Raw genomic sequence first — 16,534 nt, 5'->3', positions numbered from 1 at the left:
CACTAATCGCTAAAGCGTGCCACACGCCACAACGCCCCGTGCGTACGGTGTGGCTTTTTATACACGCGCTTACCGTCCAGCCCGCCACAATTATGCGATTTTTATGGAAAAAATTAAATAAAATAGATAAATAACAAATTTCTCGAATAAAACGAATTTTTATCGTAGAATGAAAAAACATCCAAGCCAAGCACGTCAGGTCCGCCATCGCGCAGACCACTTGCATCGACCGCACTGGAGCACTGCCATGAACGCCTTCCTCGCCATTCACCCCTTCCTTCGCTGCGAAGACCTGTCGCTGATGCGCCCGGCGCTGGCGCTGGCAGGCCTGCTGTTGCTGCTGGCCGCCCTGCTCTGGCGCCGCACCCGCTGGCAGGCTGGCAGCGGGCCAGCCGCCAGCGCGGCGCCGGCCGATCTGCATGCGCTGCTGCAGCTGCGCAAAGCGGCTCCGCCGGCCAAGGTGGCTGACAGCGCCCCGCCTGCGCCCAGGGCGCCGGACGCGCCGCCGTTCGAGCAAGCCCGCCTGGACGCCATGTTCGGCCACGACCGCCGCCTGCAAGGGGAAATTCTCGCCCTGTTCGTGGCCGAGACGCGCGACCGCCTGGCCGGCATCGCCCATGCGCTGCGCTGCGAGCGGGCGGCCCCGGCAAGAGTGCTGGCACAGGAAATCCTCGACGGCAGCCAGTCCATGAGCCTGCTCCCCTTGCAGGCACTTTCGCGCCAGGCCGTGCATGCGGGCTTTTCCAACGATATCGACGCGCTGCGCCGCCTGCACGCTGAGCTGCTGATGGCGCTCGATGTGCTGTCGCAAGCCGTCACGGTCCTGCAAACGGACGCGGCGCTGGCCGACGACCGCAGCGGCGTGGGAAGCCGGCCATGAGCGCGCCAGGCCACGGTCCGCGACATGCCAGGTTTTTTAGTGAATTCATCTAATTCGTTGAAATTGATTTTTTAAGGCCGATTGCGTATCATTCCCTTCAACTACATCCGCGACCATAAAGCCCATCATGCACACTGCAGACGTTTGCACTACCCAAAAAGCCGCCGAAATCCTCGGCATTTCGGTGACATCGGTGCAGCAACTGGTCGAAGCCGGCGTGATCGAAGCCTGGAAGACCAAGGGCGGCCACCGGCGCATTCCCCTCGCGGCCGTCGAAGCCTACAAAGGCAATCCCGGCCAGCCGGGCCAGGACCAGCGCGCGGCACGCGCCAGCCGCCCCGCCCCATCGGGCCGCCCGCCGTCCATCCTGGTCATCGAAGACAATCCCATCGAGCGCGCGCTGTATGAAAAACAGATCGGTTCATGGGACTTGCAGGCAGGCTTGCGCTTTTGCGAGAACGGCTACCAGGCGCTGATGGAAATCGCCCGCGACCAGCCCGACATCCTGCTGGCCGACATCATCATGGAAGGCATCGACGGCTACGAAGTGATCCGCACCATCCTGGCCGACCCGCTGCTGGCGGACATGCACATCGCCATGCTGTCGAGCCTGACGCAGGAAGAACTGGAAGAACGGGGCGGCGTGCCGCCCGGCGTCGTGTTCTTTGCCAAGCCCGTCAATTACGACGAGCTGCGCGGCTACCTGCGCGCCTGCTGCGCCGGCCATGCGCGGCGCAACAGCCTGGCCGCCTGACCCGCCACCGCATCCCCTCTCCCTGGAGCCGCCATGCCAGCCTATCGCCACATCGATCCTGCCGTGCTGTTCCAGGCCACCGGCCACGACCTGGAGATGTTCCGCGCCCTGTCGCAGACCTACCTCGATACGTCGCCGGCCATGTTTGCGCGCATCGAGCAGGCCGTGCGCGGCGGCGCGGTGCCAGCCATCGTGCATAGCTGCCATACCTTGCGCGGCACCGTGGCTCTGCTGGGCGCCAGCGCCCTGGTGGCGCGTCTGGCTGCACTCGAGCAGCTGGTACGCCACCAGGGCGTGGCGGCAGCGGGCTGGCTGGACGAGACGGCGGCGCTGGTCGGCGCAGTGGAGCAGGAAGTCCGCCATAGCATGCAGGAATATACGGGAGCCCAAGCATGAACGAGCGCGAGGAAGCGGCGTATGCCGCCAGGCCGGCCCCCGCCTCGGAGCCCGGCGCGCGCATCCTGCTGGTCGAGGATACGGCGCTGAACCGCCAGCTGGTGTGCCTGCAGCTGGCCGCCCGCGGCTACGGCATCGACACGGCGGAGAACGGCGCGCTGGGCTTGCAAGCGCTGGCCGGGCAGCAATACGACCTGGTGCTGATGGACTGCATGATGCCCGTCATGGACGGCTACCAGGCGTGCCAGGCCCTGCGCGCCCGCGAAGCGGCCAGCGGCGCGCCGCGCCTGCCCGTCATCGCCCTCACGGCCGGCGTCACCGAAGACGACCGGCAGCGCTGCGTGGCGGCCGGCATGGACGATTACCTGTCCAAGCCGTTTACGGCCGCCCAGCTGCGCGACATGGTCGACCGCTGGCTGGCGCGCCGGTGACGCCGGGCATCCGCGCATAACGGCAAACCTGGCAGACCTTGCGGAGGCAGCATGCGGCAGCACAGACACTGGAAGGCCCTGGCCTGGGAACGTTGGGAGCGTTGGGAGCGTTGGGATGCGCGCACCCTGCTGTCGCTCTTCATGGCCTTCCTGCTGGCGGCGCTGTGGAGCATCACCGTGCTGCAACTGCGGCACGCCTACGACGCCGCCATCGCCGGCGCCGGGCGCGACGCGCGCGGCATGGCGCGCGTCTTCGACGAGCACGCGATCCGCACGATCGAAGCGGCGGACCAGGCGGCCACGTATTTGCGCGGCCGCTACCAGGCGCTGGGCAGTAGCCTCGACATCGTGGCGGACCTGCGGCAAGGCCTCAAACCCGGCCCCCTGTACAACCTGTTTACCATCGTCGACGAACAGGGCGACATGGTGCTGTCGAGCCGTCCATTCCAGCCGACCAGGCTGGCCGACCGCGAGCACATCCGCGTACACATGCAGCGCGACAGCGGCGAACTGTATATCAGCAAGCCGGTGCTGGGCCGCGTATCGAAAAAATGGTCGATCCAGATGACGCGCCGCATCAACCATGCCGATGGCCGCTTCAAGGGCGTGGTGGTGGTCTCGATGGACCCGTATTACTTTACGCGCCTGTACGACGAAGTCGACCTGGGCAACAACAGCTCCACCGAACTGGTCGGCAGCGACGGCGTGGTGCGCGCGCGCCGGGTCGGCGCCGTCGACACCATCGGCCAGGATATCGGCGGCAGCCAGGTATTTTCCCTGATGCAGGGTAAAGCGCGGGGCGGCTTCACCGAGCGCAGTCCCGTCGACGGCACCCTGCGTTTATACGCGTTTGAAAAACTGGCCGGCTACCCGCTTTACATGCTGGTCGGGCTGGACCGCGACACGATACTGGCCGACTACGTCTCGCGCCGCAACCAGGCCTTGCTGATGGCGGCCATCACGAGCGCGCTGATCGTGCTGGCGTGGGCCGCGCTGGTGCTGCTGATCGGCCGCCTGGTCGACAGCCGCGCCAGGGCCATCGCCGCCAGCGAGGCCAAGTCGCGCTTCCTGTCGAACATGTCGCATGAATTGCGCACGCCCCTCAACGGCATCCTCGGCTTCTCCGAACTGCTGCAGGAACAGCTGCGCGAGCCGGAGCAGGCCGCCTACGCGCAAACGATACACGACAGCGGCCGCCAGTTGCTGGCCATGGTCGAGGCGGCGATGGAATTGAGCGCGCTCGAGCACGACAAGGTGCGACTGGAGCGGGCCGCCGCGCCATTGGACCAGTTGCTGGAACTGGCGCTGGCGCCGCACCGGCCGCGCGCGGCGCACAAGGGCTTGCAGCTGGCCGCGCAGGTCGCGCCCGCCACGCCGCCCAGCATCGATTGCGACCGCGTCCGCCTCGTGCGCGTGCTCGATATCCTGCTCGATAACGCCATCCGCTACACGCCCGCGGGGCGGGTCGACGTGCACGTCATGCACAGCGGCGCGGACCTGCAGATCGAGGTGCGCGATACGGGCATCGGCATCGCGCAGGCGCAGCAGGGCGTCATCTTCGACAAATTCTCGCAGGCGGACGACTCGCCCAGCCGCGCCCATGACGGCGCCGGCATGGGCCTGGCCATCGCGCGCCAGCTCGTCGCGCTGATGGGCGGCAGCCTCGGCGTGGCGTCCGCGCCGGGCCAGGGCGCCGTCTTCCGCCTGCGGCTGCCGCTAGGCGGCAAATTGACCACACTATCATCTGCGTAGTGATGCGCAAAAGTTGTTCTCCGTGCATATCGGGTATAGCATCGCCACATGAGCTATCACACAGATGCGGCGGCGCTGCGCAGGCAATGGATCGAATGGCTGTTCCTGCTCCTCGGGCTGCTGATCGTCGCTGCCGCCCTCGCCTATGCGCATCTGGCCGAAGCGACACGGCATGACGAGGCCGAGCGCGAGCGCCTGAGCGTGCTGACGGCGCTGCTGGCAAAAAATATCGAAGTCGACCTGGAGGCGACCAACCTGGTGCTCGGCGGCGTGATCCGCGACTATCTTGCCGCCGGCGCCGCCCCGGATGTCGGGCAAGCCTTGCCCCGGCGCCTGGCCGCGCTGGTCGACGCCATGCCGGGCGTGCGCACCATGCTCGTCATCGATGCGCAGGGCAAGCCGGTCGCCACCAGCGTCCCGGAACTGGCGGACCAGGATTTTTCCCGCCGCGGCTACTTCCAGACGGCGCGCGACGCCCCCGATGCGCGCATGCTGTACATTTCGGCGCCCTTCCATTCCTTCAAGGGCGACCTGGTCATCACGGCATCGCGCATGGTGCAGGATCAACAGGGACGCTTTGCCGGCGTGGTGGTGGCCACCTTCGCCCCCGAATACTTTACGGCCAAGTTCCGCACCGCCATGTACGCCCCCGACGTCTGGGCCGTGGTGCTGCATGGCGATGGCCGGCAATTCCTCAACTATCCGGCCAGGATTGCCAATGGCGGCAACATGGACGTCCCCGGCAGCTTCCTGCGGCGCTTTCGCGACAGCCGCTACCAGGCGGGCGTCCTGAACGGTGTCGAGATTGCCGGCGCCGCCCCCCGCGTCATGGCCATGGCGACCATCGCCCCCGCCGCGCTGCACATGGACCGCTCCCTGATCATTGGCCTGAGCCGCGAGGAAGCGGCCATCGCCGCTCCGCTGCGGCGCCAGGCGCTCGGCTACATCCTCTCCTTTGCCATGCTGGCGCTGGCCACGGCCAGCCTGCTGTTCTGGAGCCAGCGGCGGCGCCGGCAGCAGGCCGCCTGGCATGCGGAACAGGAAAGGGAGCGCCAGGCCATGCAAGCCGTGTCCGACAGTGAAACGCGCTTTCGCACCCTGATCGAAGATGCGCCCGTGGCCATCGCCATCCTGCGCCACGGCCGCTTCATCTACTCGAATCCCCGCTACCGCAGGCTGCACGGCTACACGATGGAAGACAATCTGAACGGCCTGCCCTGGTCCGCCATGATTTTCGAACCATCGCTGGCGGCGCTGGCCGCCAACGAAGCGCTGATCGAGGCGGACTCGCCCAGCGAACAGGTGTTCGAGGCCGTCGGCCTGGGCAAGCAGGGCCTGCCCGTGCCCATGTTCAAGACCACCACGCGCGTCATGCTCAAGGATGGACCGGCCACCCTGATCTTTGCCCAGGATATCTCCGCGCAAAAGCAGGCCGAGGAAGCCATGCTGCTGGCGCGCGACGCGGCCGAAGCGGCCAACCGCAGCAAGGCGGAATTCCTCGCCAACATGAGCCATGAAATCCGCTCCCCGCTCAACGCCATCCTCGGCATGGCCTGGCTGCTGGAACGGAACGGCCTCGATGGCGAAGCGCTGCAGATGGCGCGCAAGATCCGCGCCGCCGGCCAGTCCCTGCTGGGCATCATCAACGACGTGCTGGACGTATCGAAAATCGAGGCGGGCCACATGACCATCGAGCAGGCGCCGTTTCGCCTGTCCGACGTGATCGAGAAGATCTCCGCCAGCATGGGCGTGGCCGCGCATGACAAGCCGATTGCGGTGCGCATCGGGCCGCTGCCCGATGGCGTCGACCACGTGATGGGCGACGCGCTGCGGCTGGAACAGGTGCTGGTCAACCTGACCAGCAATGCCATCAAGTTCACCGCGCAAGGCACGGTCGAGCTGACGAGCGCACTGGAAAGCCGCGACGGCGACGCCGCCATGCTGTGCTTTTGCGTGCGCGACACGGGCATCGGCATCGCCCCCGAAGTGCAGGAAGCGATCTTTTCCGCCTTCGCCCAGGCTGACACCTCCACCACGCGCCGCTTCGGCGGCACGGGCCTGGGGCTGACCATCTGCCGCCAGCTGGTACGCCTGATGGGCGGCTCCCTGCGCCTGACAAGCGGCCTGGGCCAGGGCAGCGCATTCAGTTTCACGGTGCCGCTGCAGCTGCTGCACGCCAGCGCCCCATCCTCGCCCGACATGCAGGGCTTGCGCGTCTTGCTGGCCGATGGCAAGGCCGACACGCGCGGCGCCGTGGCCGCCGTGGCGCAAGGCCTGGGCTGGAGCGTGCATGCCGTGTCCGGCGGCCAGGCGGCCTTCGAGCATGCGCTGGCCTGCGCCGAGGATGCGCGGCCCGGCGTCATCGTGCTGGCCGCGCGCATGCCGGACATGGACGGAGAGACCACGGCGCGCGCGCTGCGCGAGCACCTGCCGCCGCAGGATTGCCCCATCGTCATCCTGGCGGCCAGCGGCGCGCCGACGGCAGCGCCCGCGCGCCGCCATACGGACCCGGCCAATCCGGCCGACGCCATCCTCAACGAACCGGTGACGGCTTCCAGCCTGTACAACGCGACGATGGAAGCGCGCCAGCGGCGCGCCGAAGCGGCCGGCCTGGGCTCTCGCCACGCAGCGCCGGGCGAGCGCGTGCTGGCCGGCGTGCGCGTGCTGGTGGTCGACGACAGCGACATCAACCGCGACGTGGTCAACCATATCCTGTGCGACCAGGGCGCCCTGCCCTCGTTCGCCTGCGACGGCCAGCAGGCGCTGGACTGGCTGCTGGCCCACCCGACCGACGTCGATATCGTGCTGATGGATGTGCAGATGCCTGTCATGGATGGCTTGCAGGCGACGCGCGCGCTGCGCCAGCTGCCGCAGTTCCAGGACTTGCCCGTGGTGGCGCTGACAGCCGGGGCATTCCAGACGCAGCGCGCCGCGGCCCTCGAAGCGGGCGTGAACCATTTCATCAGCAAGCCGTTCGACGTGCCGGAGACCATCGCCCTGATCGCGCGCGCGCACCGGCGCCATGCGCACGGGCTGCCGGCCGTGGCCGAAATGGCGATGCCCGTGCCTCCGAGCGGCGCGGCGCCCGCGATCGACGTAGCGCAAGGCATGGCGCAGTGGCTCGATGAAACACCCTACCGCCAGCACCTGTCGCACTTCGGCAGCACCTACCGCGACACGGTGGACGCCATGCGCGCGCTGCTGGCGGCCAATGCACGGGGCGACGCCGCCGCGCTGGCGCACCAGTTGGCCGGCGTGGCCGGCAGCCTGGCCCTGCCCGCCACCCTGCATGCGGCCCAACAAGCCGAACAGCTGCTGCACGCGGGCGACGATGCGTCAGCCGCGCTCGATGCCCTGGAACAGGCGCTGGCGCACGCCATCGAGGCCGTCGCCGCATTCACGGCACAGACACCGGCAGACCAGACGCCCGTGCCTATGCCAAACCTGTCAACATGAAATTTCGGGAGACGCCATGATCTGGTGCAGGGATTTATTGCTGAGAGCCTTCATGCTGGGCATGCTGCTATTCGTCGTGGGCGAATCGCTGTCCTACTGGGCGCCGGAAATCAGGGAACTGCTGGCCTGGCGCCCTTCCTGATACCAGCCTAGCCTTCGCGGCCATCCACCCTGGCGCGCCACAGGTAAGGCGCATACACGCACGCATACAGGCCAAAGGCCAGCGACCAGCACACGCCCGCCGCCAGCAGCAGCGGCATGGATAGCGCGGCGGGACCGACGGCGGCCAGCAGGCGCGCCAGCGCGCCCAGCTGGATCAGCCAGTACATCGCCGCTTCCGCCCTGCCGCCCTTGAGCGCACGGCCCGTGTGGCCCAGCGTGGTGCGCGTCATCATGCCGATGATCAGGCCCGCCATCGAGCCCACCGTCAGCGCGTGCAAGGCGGCGCTGGCCGGCAGCAGGCCCAGGCTGGCCAGCGCAAGCAGCGCGAAGCCGATGCCTATCCACGCATACGACAGGTGCAAAATCCACAGCAGCGGCACGCGCACCGTGCGCTGCGGCTGCCATGCCAGCAGGTTGGCCAGCGACACGCCGGCGGCACAGAAGGCCAGCGGCGCCGTCAGCCAGGCCGGCGCGCCGGCCAGCCACGCGACTGCGGCGGCCGCCATGCAGGCCACGGCGATCACGGCTCGCTGCGGACTGGCCACGGGCGAGCTGCCCGGCGCGCCATTGCGGGTAAACATGGGGATCACGCGCGCGCCGATCACCGATTCAATCAGCACGATGATGAAGATGGCCGCCTGCACGGGCAGGAACAGCGACAGCGGCAGAGCGCCCAGCACGGCCGCGTGGAACAGGCCATTGGCCAGCGCCAGCAAGGCCAGCAAGCCGACGAGGAACAGGTTGCGCGTATTGCCCGAGCGGCGCAGCACCTGGTACAAAGGCCAGGCGGCCAGCGGCAGGAACAGCCAGTCGACCAGCGCCGGCAGCAGGCCCGTACCGCACAGCATGGCCACGCGCCCGGCCAGCCACAGCCCCACCAGCGCCATCAGCTGCGCGCCGTGCGGCGTGGGCAAGCCCGTCCAGTTGCGCCCCGCCGTGTAGAGGAAACCGACGACGACGGCCAGCGCGAAACCGAACACCATTTCGTGCATGTGCCAGCCCAGACCCACCTGCAGGCCGCCCGTCAGCCAGCCCGCATAACTGGCCAGCCACAGGGGAATGCCGATGGCCGCAAACACGGCCGCCAGCAAATAGAACGGGCGGAAACCCAGTTGCCAGACGGCGTGGCCGGCCTGCCAGGGCGCCGCGCCCGATGCGGGGCGGCGGGCGGATGGTCCGCTGATGGGAGTAATGGCCATGATGGACTCGCTATTAAAGATATATTCAATATGCTACTTTAAAAGCGCAGCGACGGCCATCGGCAAAAAGAACTAGACCGGGGATAACGGCGGCTACTTGCCCTGCCGGTGCTCGACCGCGTACACGGCCGCCTGCACGCGGCTGGTGAGATTGAGTTTTTTCAGCACGTTCTGCACGTGGATCTTGACCGTGCTTTCAGCCAGGTCGAGGGTGCGCGCGATGCCCTTGTTGCTCTCGCCGCGCGACAGGCAATCGATGATTTCCTTTTCACGGGGCGTGAGCTTGTCCAGCTCCGACACGGGTTCCTCGCGCCGCGTGCCCGCCTGCAGCTGCGCCACCAGCTTGCCCGTCATGGCTTCGGCGATGACGACTTCGCCGGCCGCCGCGCGGCGGATGGCGCGCACCAGGTAGTCGGCGTCGATGTTCTTGATCAGGTAACCACAGGCGCCCGCGCGCAGGGCCGTGGCCAGGTCTTCCGCGTCTTCGGACACGGTCAGCATGACGATGGCCGTATCGGGGCAGTCGTGCTGCATCAGCTGCAGCGCTTCCACGCCGGACATGCCGGCCATGTTCAAGTCCAGCAGCACCACGTCGGGCTGCAGCTGGATGGCGCGCTTGATGCCTTCCACGCCATCGGCCGCCTCGCCCACGACGGCAAACTCCGTATGCCGCTGCAGCAGCGAGCGTATGCCGCTGCGGAACAGCGCGTGGTCGTCGACCAGCATGACGGTGATCGGTTTATCGGGTGTCTCCATGTTTTGTACTTTCAGATAGTTACTCAAGCGGCGCGGCGCTGCTCGCGCGACAAATGCAGTTCGACCGTGGTGCCGCCGCCCTGGCAGGCATGCACGTCGAACGTGGCCTCGATGCGCTGCGCGCGTTCGCGCATGATATGGATGCCGACATGGCTGTCGCCCTTTTCCAGCACGGCGGCAGCATCGAAGCCGACGCCATTATCGCTGATCGTCAAGGTAAAGTCCTGGTGATCGGCGAGGCGCACTTCGACGTGGCTGGCCTGGGCGTGCTTGCGGATGTTCGACAGCGCTTCCTGCACGATGAATAATAGCTGCAATTGCTGCTCGCGGGGGAATGGCGCGCCATCGACGTCGGCCAGCAGTTCGGCGTCGATGCCCGTCTGGCGGCGGAATTTGTCCACGGCCGCGCGCAGGGAGCCGATCAGATCGTCCTCCATCAGGCGGCTGCGGAAGTTGGCCAGCAGTTCGCGCACGTCTTCGTAGCTTTCCTTCACGCCAGCATGCAGGGCCGGCACGATGCCCGCCACCTCGTCGAAACGGGCGTTGCGCACGGAGTCGTCGAGCATCTGCACTTGCAGGTTGAGGAAATTGAGGCTTTGCGCGATGCTGTCGTGCAGGCCCTGCGCCACCAGGTTGCGCTCTTCGGAAATTGCCATTTCGCGTTCGCGTGCGGCCAGGCGCAGGTTTTCCAGCGCGATGCCCAGCAGCTGGCCCAGGGTTTCCAGCAAGGCCAGCTCGCGCGCGGAAAACACGCGCGCATGGCGGAAATGCAGGTTGAAAAAGCCCAGGTGCTGCTCGTGCGCATGGATATGGAAGACGGAAACGGTGGCAAAGCCTTCGCGGTGGCAGCGCAGCTCGTGCGCCTTGTCGATGCGGCGCATGTCGTGCACCTTCGCCACCTTCATCTCGACGGCCGTGCCGCACAGGCAGTCGCCCACCTTCAGGCAATGTTCGGACGCCACCAGCTCCTCGGACAGTCCCGTATGCACGACCATGTGCAAGTTGCCCCGCTCGGCGTCGAGCACGCGCACGGTGGAGCCGTCCGCCTCGAAATAATCGACGATGCGCTGCATGAAGCCGCCGCAGATATCTTCCAGCGGCTGCGGGCGCTGCAAAAAGGCGGCGCTTTCGTACAGCAGCGCCAGTTCGCGGTTGCGGTATTCGAGGGTGGCCGTCTTGCTGCGCACGCCCTCTTCCAGGTTGCCGTACAGGGCCTGCAGGCGGTCGGCCATCTGGTTGAAGCCGCTGGCCAGCTGGCCGAATTCGTCGTTGCTTTCCACGGCCAGGCGCACGCTGAAATCGCGCTCCTTCATGCGCTGCATGCCCAGGCGCAGGCGCGTCACCGGTTCGATGATGAGCATGAACATCAGGTAAATCATGCTGACCGTGCCGATGACGGCCATGCCGACGAGGATCAGCTGCGAGGCGCGCAGCCAGAAGGTGCGCTGTTCGCTATCGTGCTCGATCAGGCGCACCAGTTGATCGACCTGGCCGACGAAGGTATCGGCGTCATGCTCGAACTGGCGCGCGCGCGCGGTGGAATCGGCGGCCAGGGCCGACGGGCGCAAGGCGCCGCGCCAGGCCGTGCCGATGCGTTCGAATTCGGACTTGATGGCCATGCTGGGAGGCAGGAACAAGGGGCGCTGCGGGTCGCCGTGGCCGATCTTGGCCAGGGTTTCGTCGATCAGCAGCACTTGCTGGCGCGCCTGTTCGCGCGCGTCGCTGGCAAGGAGCAGGGTCAGGCGGTAGGTCTGCATGCGCAGCCGGCCCGTCTCGTTGATGGCGGCCGAACTGCCTTCGAGCTGCCACGACAAAAACAGGGTGCAGCCGATGGCGCTCAAGGCCAGCACCAGCATGAGCAGCAGCGCGCCGACGATCTTGGTCGACAGCTTCTGCCAGGAGGAAAACATCGCCTTGAATTTCATACCGCCCTTGAATGTAAATGCAAACTGCCTCAGCCGCCCGTCTGCGCCATGAACCGGATAATCTTGTCGGGCTGCGTATTGAAATCATGCTGCTGCGGCTTCAGTTCGATGGCGGCGCGGATCGCCGCTTCGATCTCCGCATCCGTGGCCCCGCCGCGCAGCATGGGGCCGAGGGCGAATTTCTCTTCCTGCCCCAGGCACAAATACAGGGTACCATCGACGGACAGGCGCACGCGGTTGCAACTGGCGCAAAAATGCTGCGACATGGGCGTAATGAAGCCGATGCTCGAGCGGCCATCGGCTGTCGCCATGTAGCGTGCCGGCCCGCCACCGAGCTCCGTTGCCTGCGGCACCAGGCCAAAGCGGGCCGCCAGGCGCTCGCGCACGGGACCGAGCGGCATATAGCTGGCATTGCGGCCCGTGCTGCCCATCGGCATGGCTTCGATCAGGCGCAGGATGAACTGCTGCTCGATGCAGAACGCCGCCATGGCCTCGATCTGGCCGTCATTGATGCCGCGCATGGCCACCATATTGATCTTGATCGGGTCGAAACCGGCCGCCTTGCCCGCCATCAGCCCATCCAAAATCGGCTGCAGGCTGTCGCGCCCCGTGATCTGCTGCATGCAGGCGCGGTCCAGCGAATCGAGGCTGACGTTGATGCGGTCCACGCCCGCCGCGCGCAAGGCCACGGCGTGCTTGCCCAACTGGGTGGCGTTGGTCGACAGCGACAAGTCCTGCAGACCGGGCAGCGCCGTCAGCTTGCGCGCCAGTTCCGGCAGGTTGCGCCGCAACAGTGGTTCGCCGCCCGTCAGGCGCACGCGGCGCGTGCCGAGGCGAACGAAGATGCCCATCAGGCGCTCGATCTCGTCGAACGTCAGCCAGTCCTTCGGCTCTTCGAAACCGCGAAAGCCCTTGGGCATGCAGTAACTGCAGCGCAAGTCGCAGCGGTCGGTGACGGACAGCCGCACATAATCGATCGAACGGCCAAAACGGTCCTGCAACTTGACGCTACCCATGACGCTACTCCTGTTTCTTCCTTGATTGTAAAGGCTGGGGCACGATCTGGCTGTGCCCCAGAAGGCCTAGCGGCCTACGCCTTTCGGTCTACGCATTTCTACCTACTGCACCAGCGGGCTGGCCGTGCCTTCGAGCTCGATGCCGGCGATCTCGGCGCGCCCCACCAGCAGGTGCAGATACTGGTGCACGGCGCGCTGCCACGCGGCCCGCGACAGGCGGTCGGCGATCTGCGCCTGCACGGCCTCGTAGGCGATGGGCTGGCCTTCGACCCGGCGCAGCACTTGCACGATGTGGTAGCCGAAGCGCGTTTCCAGCAAATGGCCGGCCAGCGCACCCGCTTCCAGGCGGAACAGCAGCGCGTCGAATTCCGGCACGCTCTGGCCCGGCGACAGCTGGCCCAAATTCCCCCCCAGGGCGCCCGACGGGCAGTTCGAATACTGCGCCGCCAGTTCGCCGAAGCGCTCGGGCGCCAGTTTGAGGGCGTCGAGCACGGCTTGCGCCGTCGTGCGCAGCAATTCGAGGGGCGCCTCGGGCGTTACCTGGAACAGGATGTGGCGCGCCTCGACCAGCGCCCCGCTGCAAAACAGCTGCGGGCGCTGCGCATAGAAGGTGCGGCAAGCCGCATCGTCGGCGGGCGGCACGCGCACTTCCTGCGCGAACAGCGCTTCGATGCGGTCGTCAATACTGCCGCCCTGCACGCCGAGGCGTTCGGCCTCGTCCAGCAGCAGCCGGCGCAGCACCAGTTCATGCACGGCCTGTTTCAAAGGGTTGCCGGCACCGTCGTGATGCGGCAGTTCCTGCGCGATGTCGGCATCATCGATATCGATGCCATTGACGGAGATTCCCATGATGTGACTCCTTTCTTAGCGGCGGCGCACCAGTTGATAGGCGCGGCCCAGATATCCGATGGCGCCGAATCCGCTCCACACGTGCACCAGGCGGGTGAACGGGAAGATGACGAACAGCGACATGCCCATGAACAGGTGCAGCTTGAACACCAGCGGCGCATCGACGATGAAGCTGGCCGCGTCGCCGCGGAAGGTCACGATGTGCTGCGCCCAGTTCATCAGCAAGACCATCATGTGGCCATCCATGTGCGAAGCCGAGACGAAGATCGAGGACAGGCCCAACAGCAAGGTCAGCAGGATCCACAGCATCACCAGCTTGTCGCCTGCCGTGGTGACCGCGCGCAGCCGGTCGTTACTGAAGCGGCGCACCAGCAGGATCAGGATGCCGACCAGGCACAGGCCGCCCATCACGCCGCCGGCCGCCATGGCCACGCCCTGCTTCAGGCTGTGCGACACGCCCAGGGTGTCCCACACCCAGACGGGGGTCAGCAAGCCGGCCGCATGGCCGAACAGCAGGCCGATGATGCCGATGTGGAACAGGATATTGCCCAGGCGCAGGCTGCCGCGGTGCAGCAGCTGGCTGGAATCGGACTTCCACGTGTATTGCTCGCGGTCGAAACGGATCAGGCTACCGAGGAAAAAGATGGCCAGCGCGATGTATGGATAAATGCCATACACAAATTGATGCAAGTAATTACTCATGATGTACTCTCCTCATGCGGGCGCGCTTCAAGCGGCGCGCCGCGGCTGCGGGTGAAAATGCACGGGATGGACGCCGCCCGGAACCTGGGCCGGACCTTGGCGCAGCAGGGGCTCGACGCCGTCCGCACCGGGACCGAATGTTTCCAGCGCTTCATCCATGTCGCGCACCGGCGGTTCGGCCAGCATTTCCGCCGGCACGGGGCTCAGGCGTTCGAGCAAGGTGAAGACGGGTGCATACGGGCTGCCGTTGGCCGTCAGCTTGCGGCCGATGTGCGCCAGCACGTGGACGGCGTCGCCCAGCAGCGGCGCCGAGACTTCCTCGTCGAGCTGCGCCAGGAACTCCAGGAACAGGGGCACGAAGTCGGGCAAGTCGTCGCCCACCATTTGCAGGCCGTGACGCTTGTATTCCTCCATCAGGTCGACCATGGCCTGGCCCCGGTCGCGCGATTCGCCGTGGATATGCTCGAACAGATGCAGCGAGTGCGACGGATTGCGGTCGAACGTGGCCACGTACTGCTGCTGCAGGTCGATCAGGCTGCTGCTTTCCAGGTGCGCCAGCAAGGGCCGCAGCAGCGCGTGCTGTTCCGGCACGGCCGCCAGCGCGGCGTCCAGCTGCGGCAGGTGGGCGATCAGCTCGGGCTCCGGATACAGCAGCAGGCGCGAGAGGACTTGGTAGTGATGCATAGCGTGTTCCATATCAGCTCCTTAAGCGCCTGGCGCCGTTTTGCGCGACTTCGGCATCTGCATGAAGATGGCCGAACCGTGTTTTTTCTTGCCGAACAAGGTCGGTTCGCTGGTGCCGTCCGAACAGCCGTTGCCGAAGCTGAAGCCGCACGAACCCTTCTCGTTGAAGCTGTCCTCGGCCATTTCCTTGTGGCTGCTGGGGATGACGAAGCGGTCTTCGTAATTGGCGATGGCCATGATGTGGTACATGTCCTCCACCTGCGCCTTGCTCAAGCCCACTTGCTTGAGGACCGTGAGGTTTTCCACCTTCTCGACGGTCTTGCTGCGCATGTAGGCACGCATGGCCAGCATGCGGTCCAGCGCCGAGACGATGGGCGGCTGGTCGCCGGCCGTCAGCAGATTGGCCAGGTACTGCACGGGAATGCGCAGGCTTTGGGTGTCCGGCAGCATGCCGTTCACGCCCAGCTTGCCCGATTCGGCGGCCGCCTGGATCGGCGACAGGGGCGGCACGTACCACACCATCGGCAAGGTGCGGTATTCGGGATGCAGCGGGAACGCCACTTTCCACTCGACGGCCATCTTGTAGACGGGCGACTTGACGGCCGCTTCCAGCCAAAGGTCGGGGATGCCCTGACGGCGCGCCTCGGCGATGATGGCCGGGTCGTGCGGATCGAGGAACAGATCGAGCTGCGCCTGGTACAAGTCCTGCTCTTGCGGCACGGAGGCGGCAGCCTCGATCTTGTCCGCGTCGTACAGCAGCACGCCCAGGTAGCGGATACGGCCCACGCACGTCTCCGAGCACACGGTAGGCTGGCCCGCTTCGATGCGGGGGAAGCAGAACGTGCACTTCTCCGCCTTGCCGGACGACCAATTGTAGTAAATCTTCTTGTACGGGCAACCGGAGATGCACATGCGCCAGCCGCGGCACTTGTCCTGGTCGATCAGCACGATGCCGTCGTCTTCGCGCTTGTACACCGAGCCGGACGGGCAAGACGCCACGCACGTCGGATTGAGGCAATGCTCGCACAGGCGCGGCAAGTACATCATGAAGGTGTTTTCGAACGTGCCGTACATCTCCTTCTGCATGTTGTCGAACAGCTTGTCCTTGCTGCGCTGGGCAAACTCGCCGCCCAGGTCATCTTCCCAGTTCGGACCCCACTCGATTTTTTCCATCTTTTTCCCCGTCAGCACGGAGATCGGACGGGCCGTCGGCGGCGTCTGCGACAGCGGCGCGCTTTGCAGGTGCTCGTAGTCGTAGGTGAACGGCTCGTAGTACTCGTCGATGGCGGGCAGGTTCGGGTTGGCGAAGATATTCGCGAGGATTTTCAGACGGCTGCCCTGGCGCGGCTCGATCTTGCCCGCATCCGTGCGGCGCCAGCCGCCGTTCCACTTGTCCTGGTTTTCCCACTGCTTCGGATAGCCGATGCCGGGCTTGGTTTCCACGTTGTTGAACCATGCGTACTCGACGCCGTCGCGGCTGGTCCATACGTTCTTGCAGGTGACGGAACAGGTGTGGCAGCCGATGCACTTGTCCAGGTTCAGCACCATGCCGATTTGCGCTCTGATTTTCAT

The 16,534-nt window shown here is 66.1% G+C and carries 15 protein-coding genes; 7 read left to right on the top strand and 8 right to left on the bottom strand.

What is annotated here, in order from left to right:
- Positions 1-247 precede the first annotated feature (247 nt).
- From VM94_RS20170 to VM94_RS29365, 7 genes are all read left to right on the top strand, one after another.
- A complete protein-coding gene (locus tag VM94_RS20170) occupies positions 248-880 on the top strand; it encodes a hypothetical protein (protein WP_046685057.1) in 633 nt (210 codons plus the stop codon).
- Positions 881-1,007: 127 nt separating this feature from the next.
- Complete coding sequence (locus VM94_RS20165; protein ID WP_046685056.1) at positions 1,008-1,634, top strand: response regulator; 627 nt, start codon at positions 1,008-1,010, stop codon at positions 1,632-1,634.
- Positions 1,635-1,667: 33 nt separating this feature from the next.
- The gene (locus VM94_RS27390; RefSeq protein ID WP_052755846.1) at positions 1,668-2,030 is read left to right on the top strand and encodes an Hpt domain-containing protein; all 363 of its coding nucleotides are present in this window, start codon (positions 1,668-1,670) and stop codon (positions 2,028-2,030) included.
- Entirely contained in the window at positions 2,027-2,461 is a 435-nt protein-coding gene (locus tag VM94_RS20155; protein WP_046685055.1) for a response regulator, read from the top strand. The genes VM94_RS27390 and VM94_RS20155 overlap by 4 nt, the downstream gene beginning before the upstream one ends.
- A 51-nt stretch (positions 2,462-2,512) precedes the next feature.
- Positions 2,513-4,213: a sensor histidine kinase gene (locus tag VM94_RS20150; protein ID WP_052755845.1), complete on the top strand. Its 1,701-nt coding sequence runs from the start codon at positions 2,513-2,515 to the stop codon at positions 4,211-4,213.
- Between the two features lie 48 nt (positions 4,214-4,261).
- Positions 4,262-7,669 carry a response regulator gene (locus VM94_RS27385; RefSeq protein ID WP_052755844.1) on the top strand — a complete coding sequence of 1,136 codons (3,408 nt, stop codon included), beginning with the start codon at positions 4,262-4,264 and terminating at the stop codon, positions 7,667-7,669.
- 16 nt (positions 7,670-7,685) lie between these two features.
- Entirely contained in the window at positions 7,686-7,811 is a 126-nt protein-coding gene (locus tag VM94_RS29365; RefSeq protein WP_260687154.1) for a hypothetical protein, read from the top strand.
- A 7-nt stretch (positions 7,812-7,818) separates the two neighbouring features.
- Here VM94_RS29365 and VM94_RS20140 read toward each other — a convergent pair whose 3' ends face one another.
- From VM94_RS20140 to narH, 8 genes are all read right to left on the bottom strand, one after another.
- Positions 7,819-9,030 carry an NnrS family protein gene (locus tag VM94_RS20140; protein WP_082127812.1) on the bottom strand — a complete coding sequence of 404 codons (1,212 nt, stop codon included), beginning with the start codon at positions 9,028-9,030 and terminating at the stop codon, positions 7,819-7,821.
- Between the two features lie 93 nt (positions 9,031-9,123).
- Positions 9,124-9,786, bottom strand: a complete 663-nt coding sequence (locus tag VM94_RS20135) for a response regulator (protein ID WP_046685054.1) — start codon at positions 9,784-9,786, stop codon at positions 9,124-9,126.
- 23 nt (positions 9,787-9,809) lie between these two features.
- Positions 9,810-11,696: a type IV pili methyl-accepting chemotaxis transducer N-terminal domain-containing protein gene (locus VM94_RS20130; protein WP_313902975.1), complete on the bottom strand. Its 1,887-nt coding sequence runs from the start codon at positions 11,694-11,696 to the stop codon at positions 9,810-9,812.
- 44 nt (positions 11,697-11,740) lie between these two features.
- Entirely contained in the window at positions 11,741-12,727 is a 987-nt protein-coding gene (gene moaA, locus VM94_RS20125) for a GTP 3',8-cyclase MoaA (RefSeq protein WP_046685052.1), read from the bottom strand.
- Positions 12,728-12,829: 102 nt separating this feature from the next.
- Positions 12,830-13,576: a peptidylprolyl isomerase gene (locus VM94_RS20120; RefSeq protein WP_046685051.1), complete on the bottom strand. Its 747-nt coding sequence runs from the start codon at positions 13,574-13,576 to the stop codon at positions 12,830-12,832.
- A gap of 15 nt (positions 13,577-13,591) precedes the next feature.
- The gene (gene narI, locus VM94_RS20115; protein WP_046685050.1) at positions 13,592-14,278 is read right to left on the bottom strand and encodes a respiratory nitrate reductase subunit gamma; all 687 of its coding nucleotides are present in this window, start codon (positions 14,276-14,278) and stop codon (positions 13,592-13,594) included.
- Positions 14,279-14,305: 27 nt separating this feature from the next.
- Entirely contained in the window at positions 14,306-14,974 is a 669-nt protein-coding gene (narJ, locus tag VM94_RS20110; RefSeq protein WP_235432964.1) for a nitrate reductase molybdenum cofactor assembly chaperone, read from the bottom strand.
- Between the two features lie 9 nt (positions 14,975-14,983).
- The gene (gene narH, locus VM94_RS20105) at positions 14,984-16,534 is read right to left on the bottom strand and encodes a nitrate reductase subunit beta (RefSeq protein WP_046685048.1); all 1,551 of its coding nucleotides are present in this window, start codon (positions 16,532-16,534) and stop codon (positions 14,984-14,986) included.

It is taken from the genome of Janthinobacterium sp. KBS0711, assembly GCF_000988085.1.
GTDB lineage: Bacteria > Pseudomonadota > Gammaproteobacteria > Burkholderiales > Burkholderiaceae_D > Janthinobacterium > Janthinobacterium lividum_E.
The sequence above is the reverse complement of the archived record's forward strand: the minus strand, read 5'-3'. Positions and strand labels throughout refer to the sequence as shown.

Excerpts from the sequence above, each read along its gene's own strand:
- VM94_RS20170 (WP_046685057.1), top strand. The coding sequence starts at position 248 with ATGAACGCCTTCCTCGCCATTCACCCCTTCCTTCGCTGCGAAGACCTG.
- VM94_RS20165 (WP_046685056.1), top strand. The coding sequence starts at position 1,008 with ATGCACACTGCAGACGTTTGCACTACCCAAAAAGCCGCCGAAATCCTC.
- VM94_RS27390 (WP_052755846.1), top strand. The coding sequence starts at position 1,668 with ATGCCAGCCTATCGCCACATCGATCCTGCCGTGCTGTTCCAGGCCACC.
- VM94_RS20155 (WP_046685055.1), top strand. The coding sequence starts at position 2,027 with ATGAACGAGCGCGAGGAAGCGGCGTATGCCGCCAGGCCGGCCCCCGCC.
- VM94_RS20150 (WP_052755845.1), top strand. The coding sequence starts at position 2,513 with ATGCGGCAGCACAGACACTGGAAGGCCCTGGCCTGGGAACGTTGGGAG.
- VM94_RS27385 (WP_052755844.1), top strand. The coding sequence starts at position 4,262 with ATGAGCTATCACACAGATGCGGCGGCGCTGCGCAGGCAATGGATCGAA.
- VM94_RS29365 (WP_260687154.1), top strand. The coding sequence starts at position 7,686 with ATGATCTGGTGCAGGGATTTATTGCTGAGAGCCTTCATGCTGGGCATG.
- VM94_RS20140 (WP_082127812.1), bottom strand. The coding sequence starts at position 9,030 with ATGGCCATTACTCCCATCAGCGGACCATCCGCCCGCCGCCCCGCATCG.
- VM94_RS20135 (WP_046685054.1), bottom strand. The coding sequence starts at position 9,786 with ATGGAGACACCCGATAAACCGATCACCGTCATGCTGGTCGACGACCAC.
- VM94_RS20130 (WP_313902975.1), bottom strand. The coding sequence starts at position 11,696 with ATGTTTTCCTCCTGGCAGAAGCTGTCGACCAAGATCGTCGGCGCGCTG.
- moaA (WP_046685052.1), bottom strand. The coding sequence starts at position 12,727 with ATGGGTAGCGTCAAGTTGCAGGACCGTTTTGGCCGTTCGATCGATTAT.
- VM94_RS20120 (WP_046685051.1), bottom strand. The coding sequence starts at position 13,576 with ATGGGAATCTCCGTCAATGGCATCGATATCGATGATGCCGACATCGCG.
- narI (WP_046685050.1), bottom strand. The coding sequence starts at position 14,278 with ATGAGTAATTACTTGCATCAATTTGTGTATGGCATTTATCCATACATC.
- narJ (WP_235432964.1), bottom strand. The coding sequence starts at position 14,974 with ATGGAACACGCTATGCATCACTACCAAGTCCTCTCGCGCCTGCTGCTG.
- narH (WP_046685048.1), bottom strand. The coding sequence starts at position 16,534 with ATGAAAATCAGAGCGCAAATCGGCATGGTGCTGAACCTGGACAAGTGC.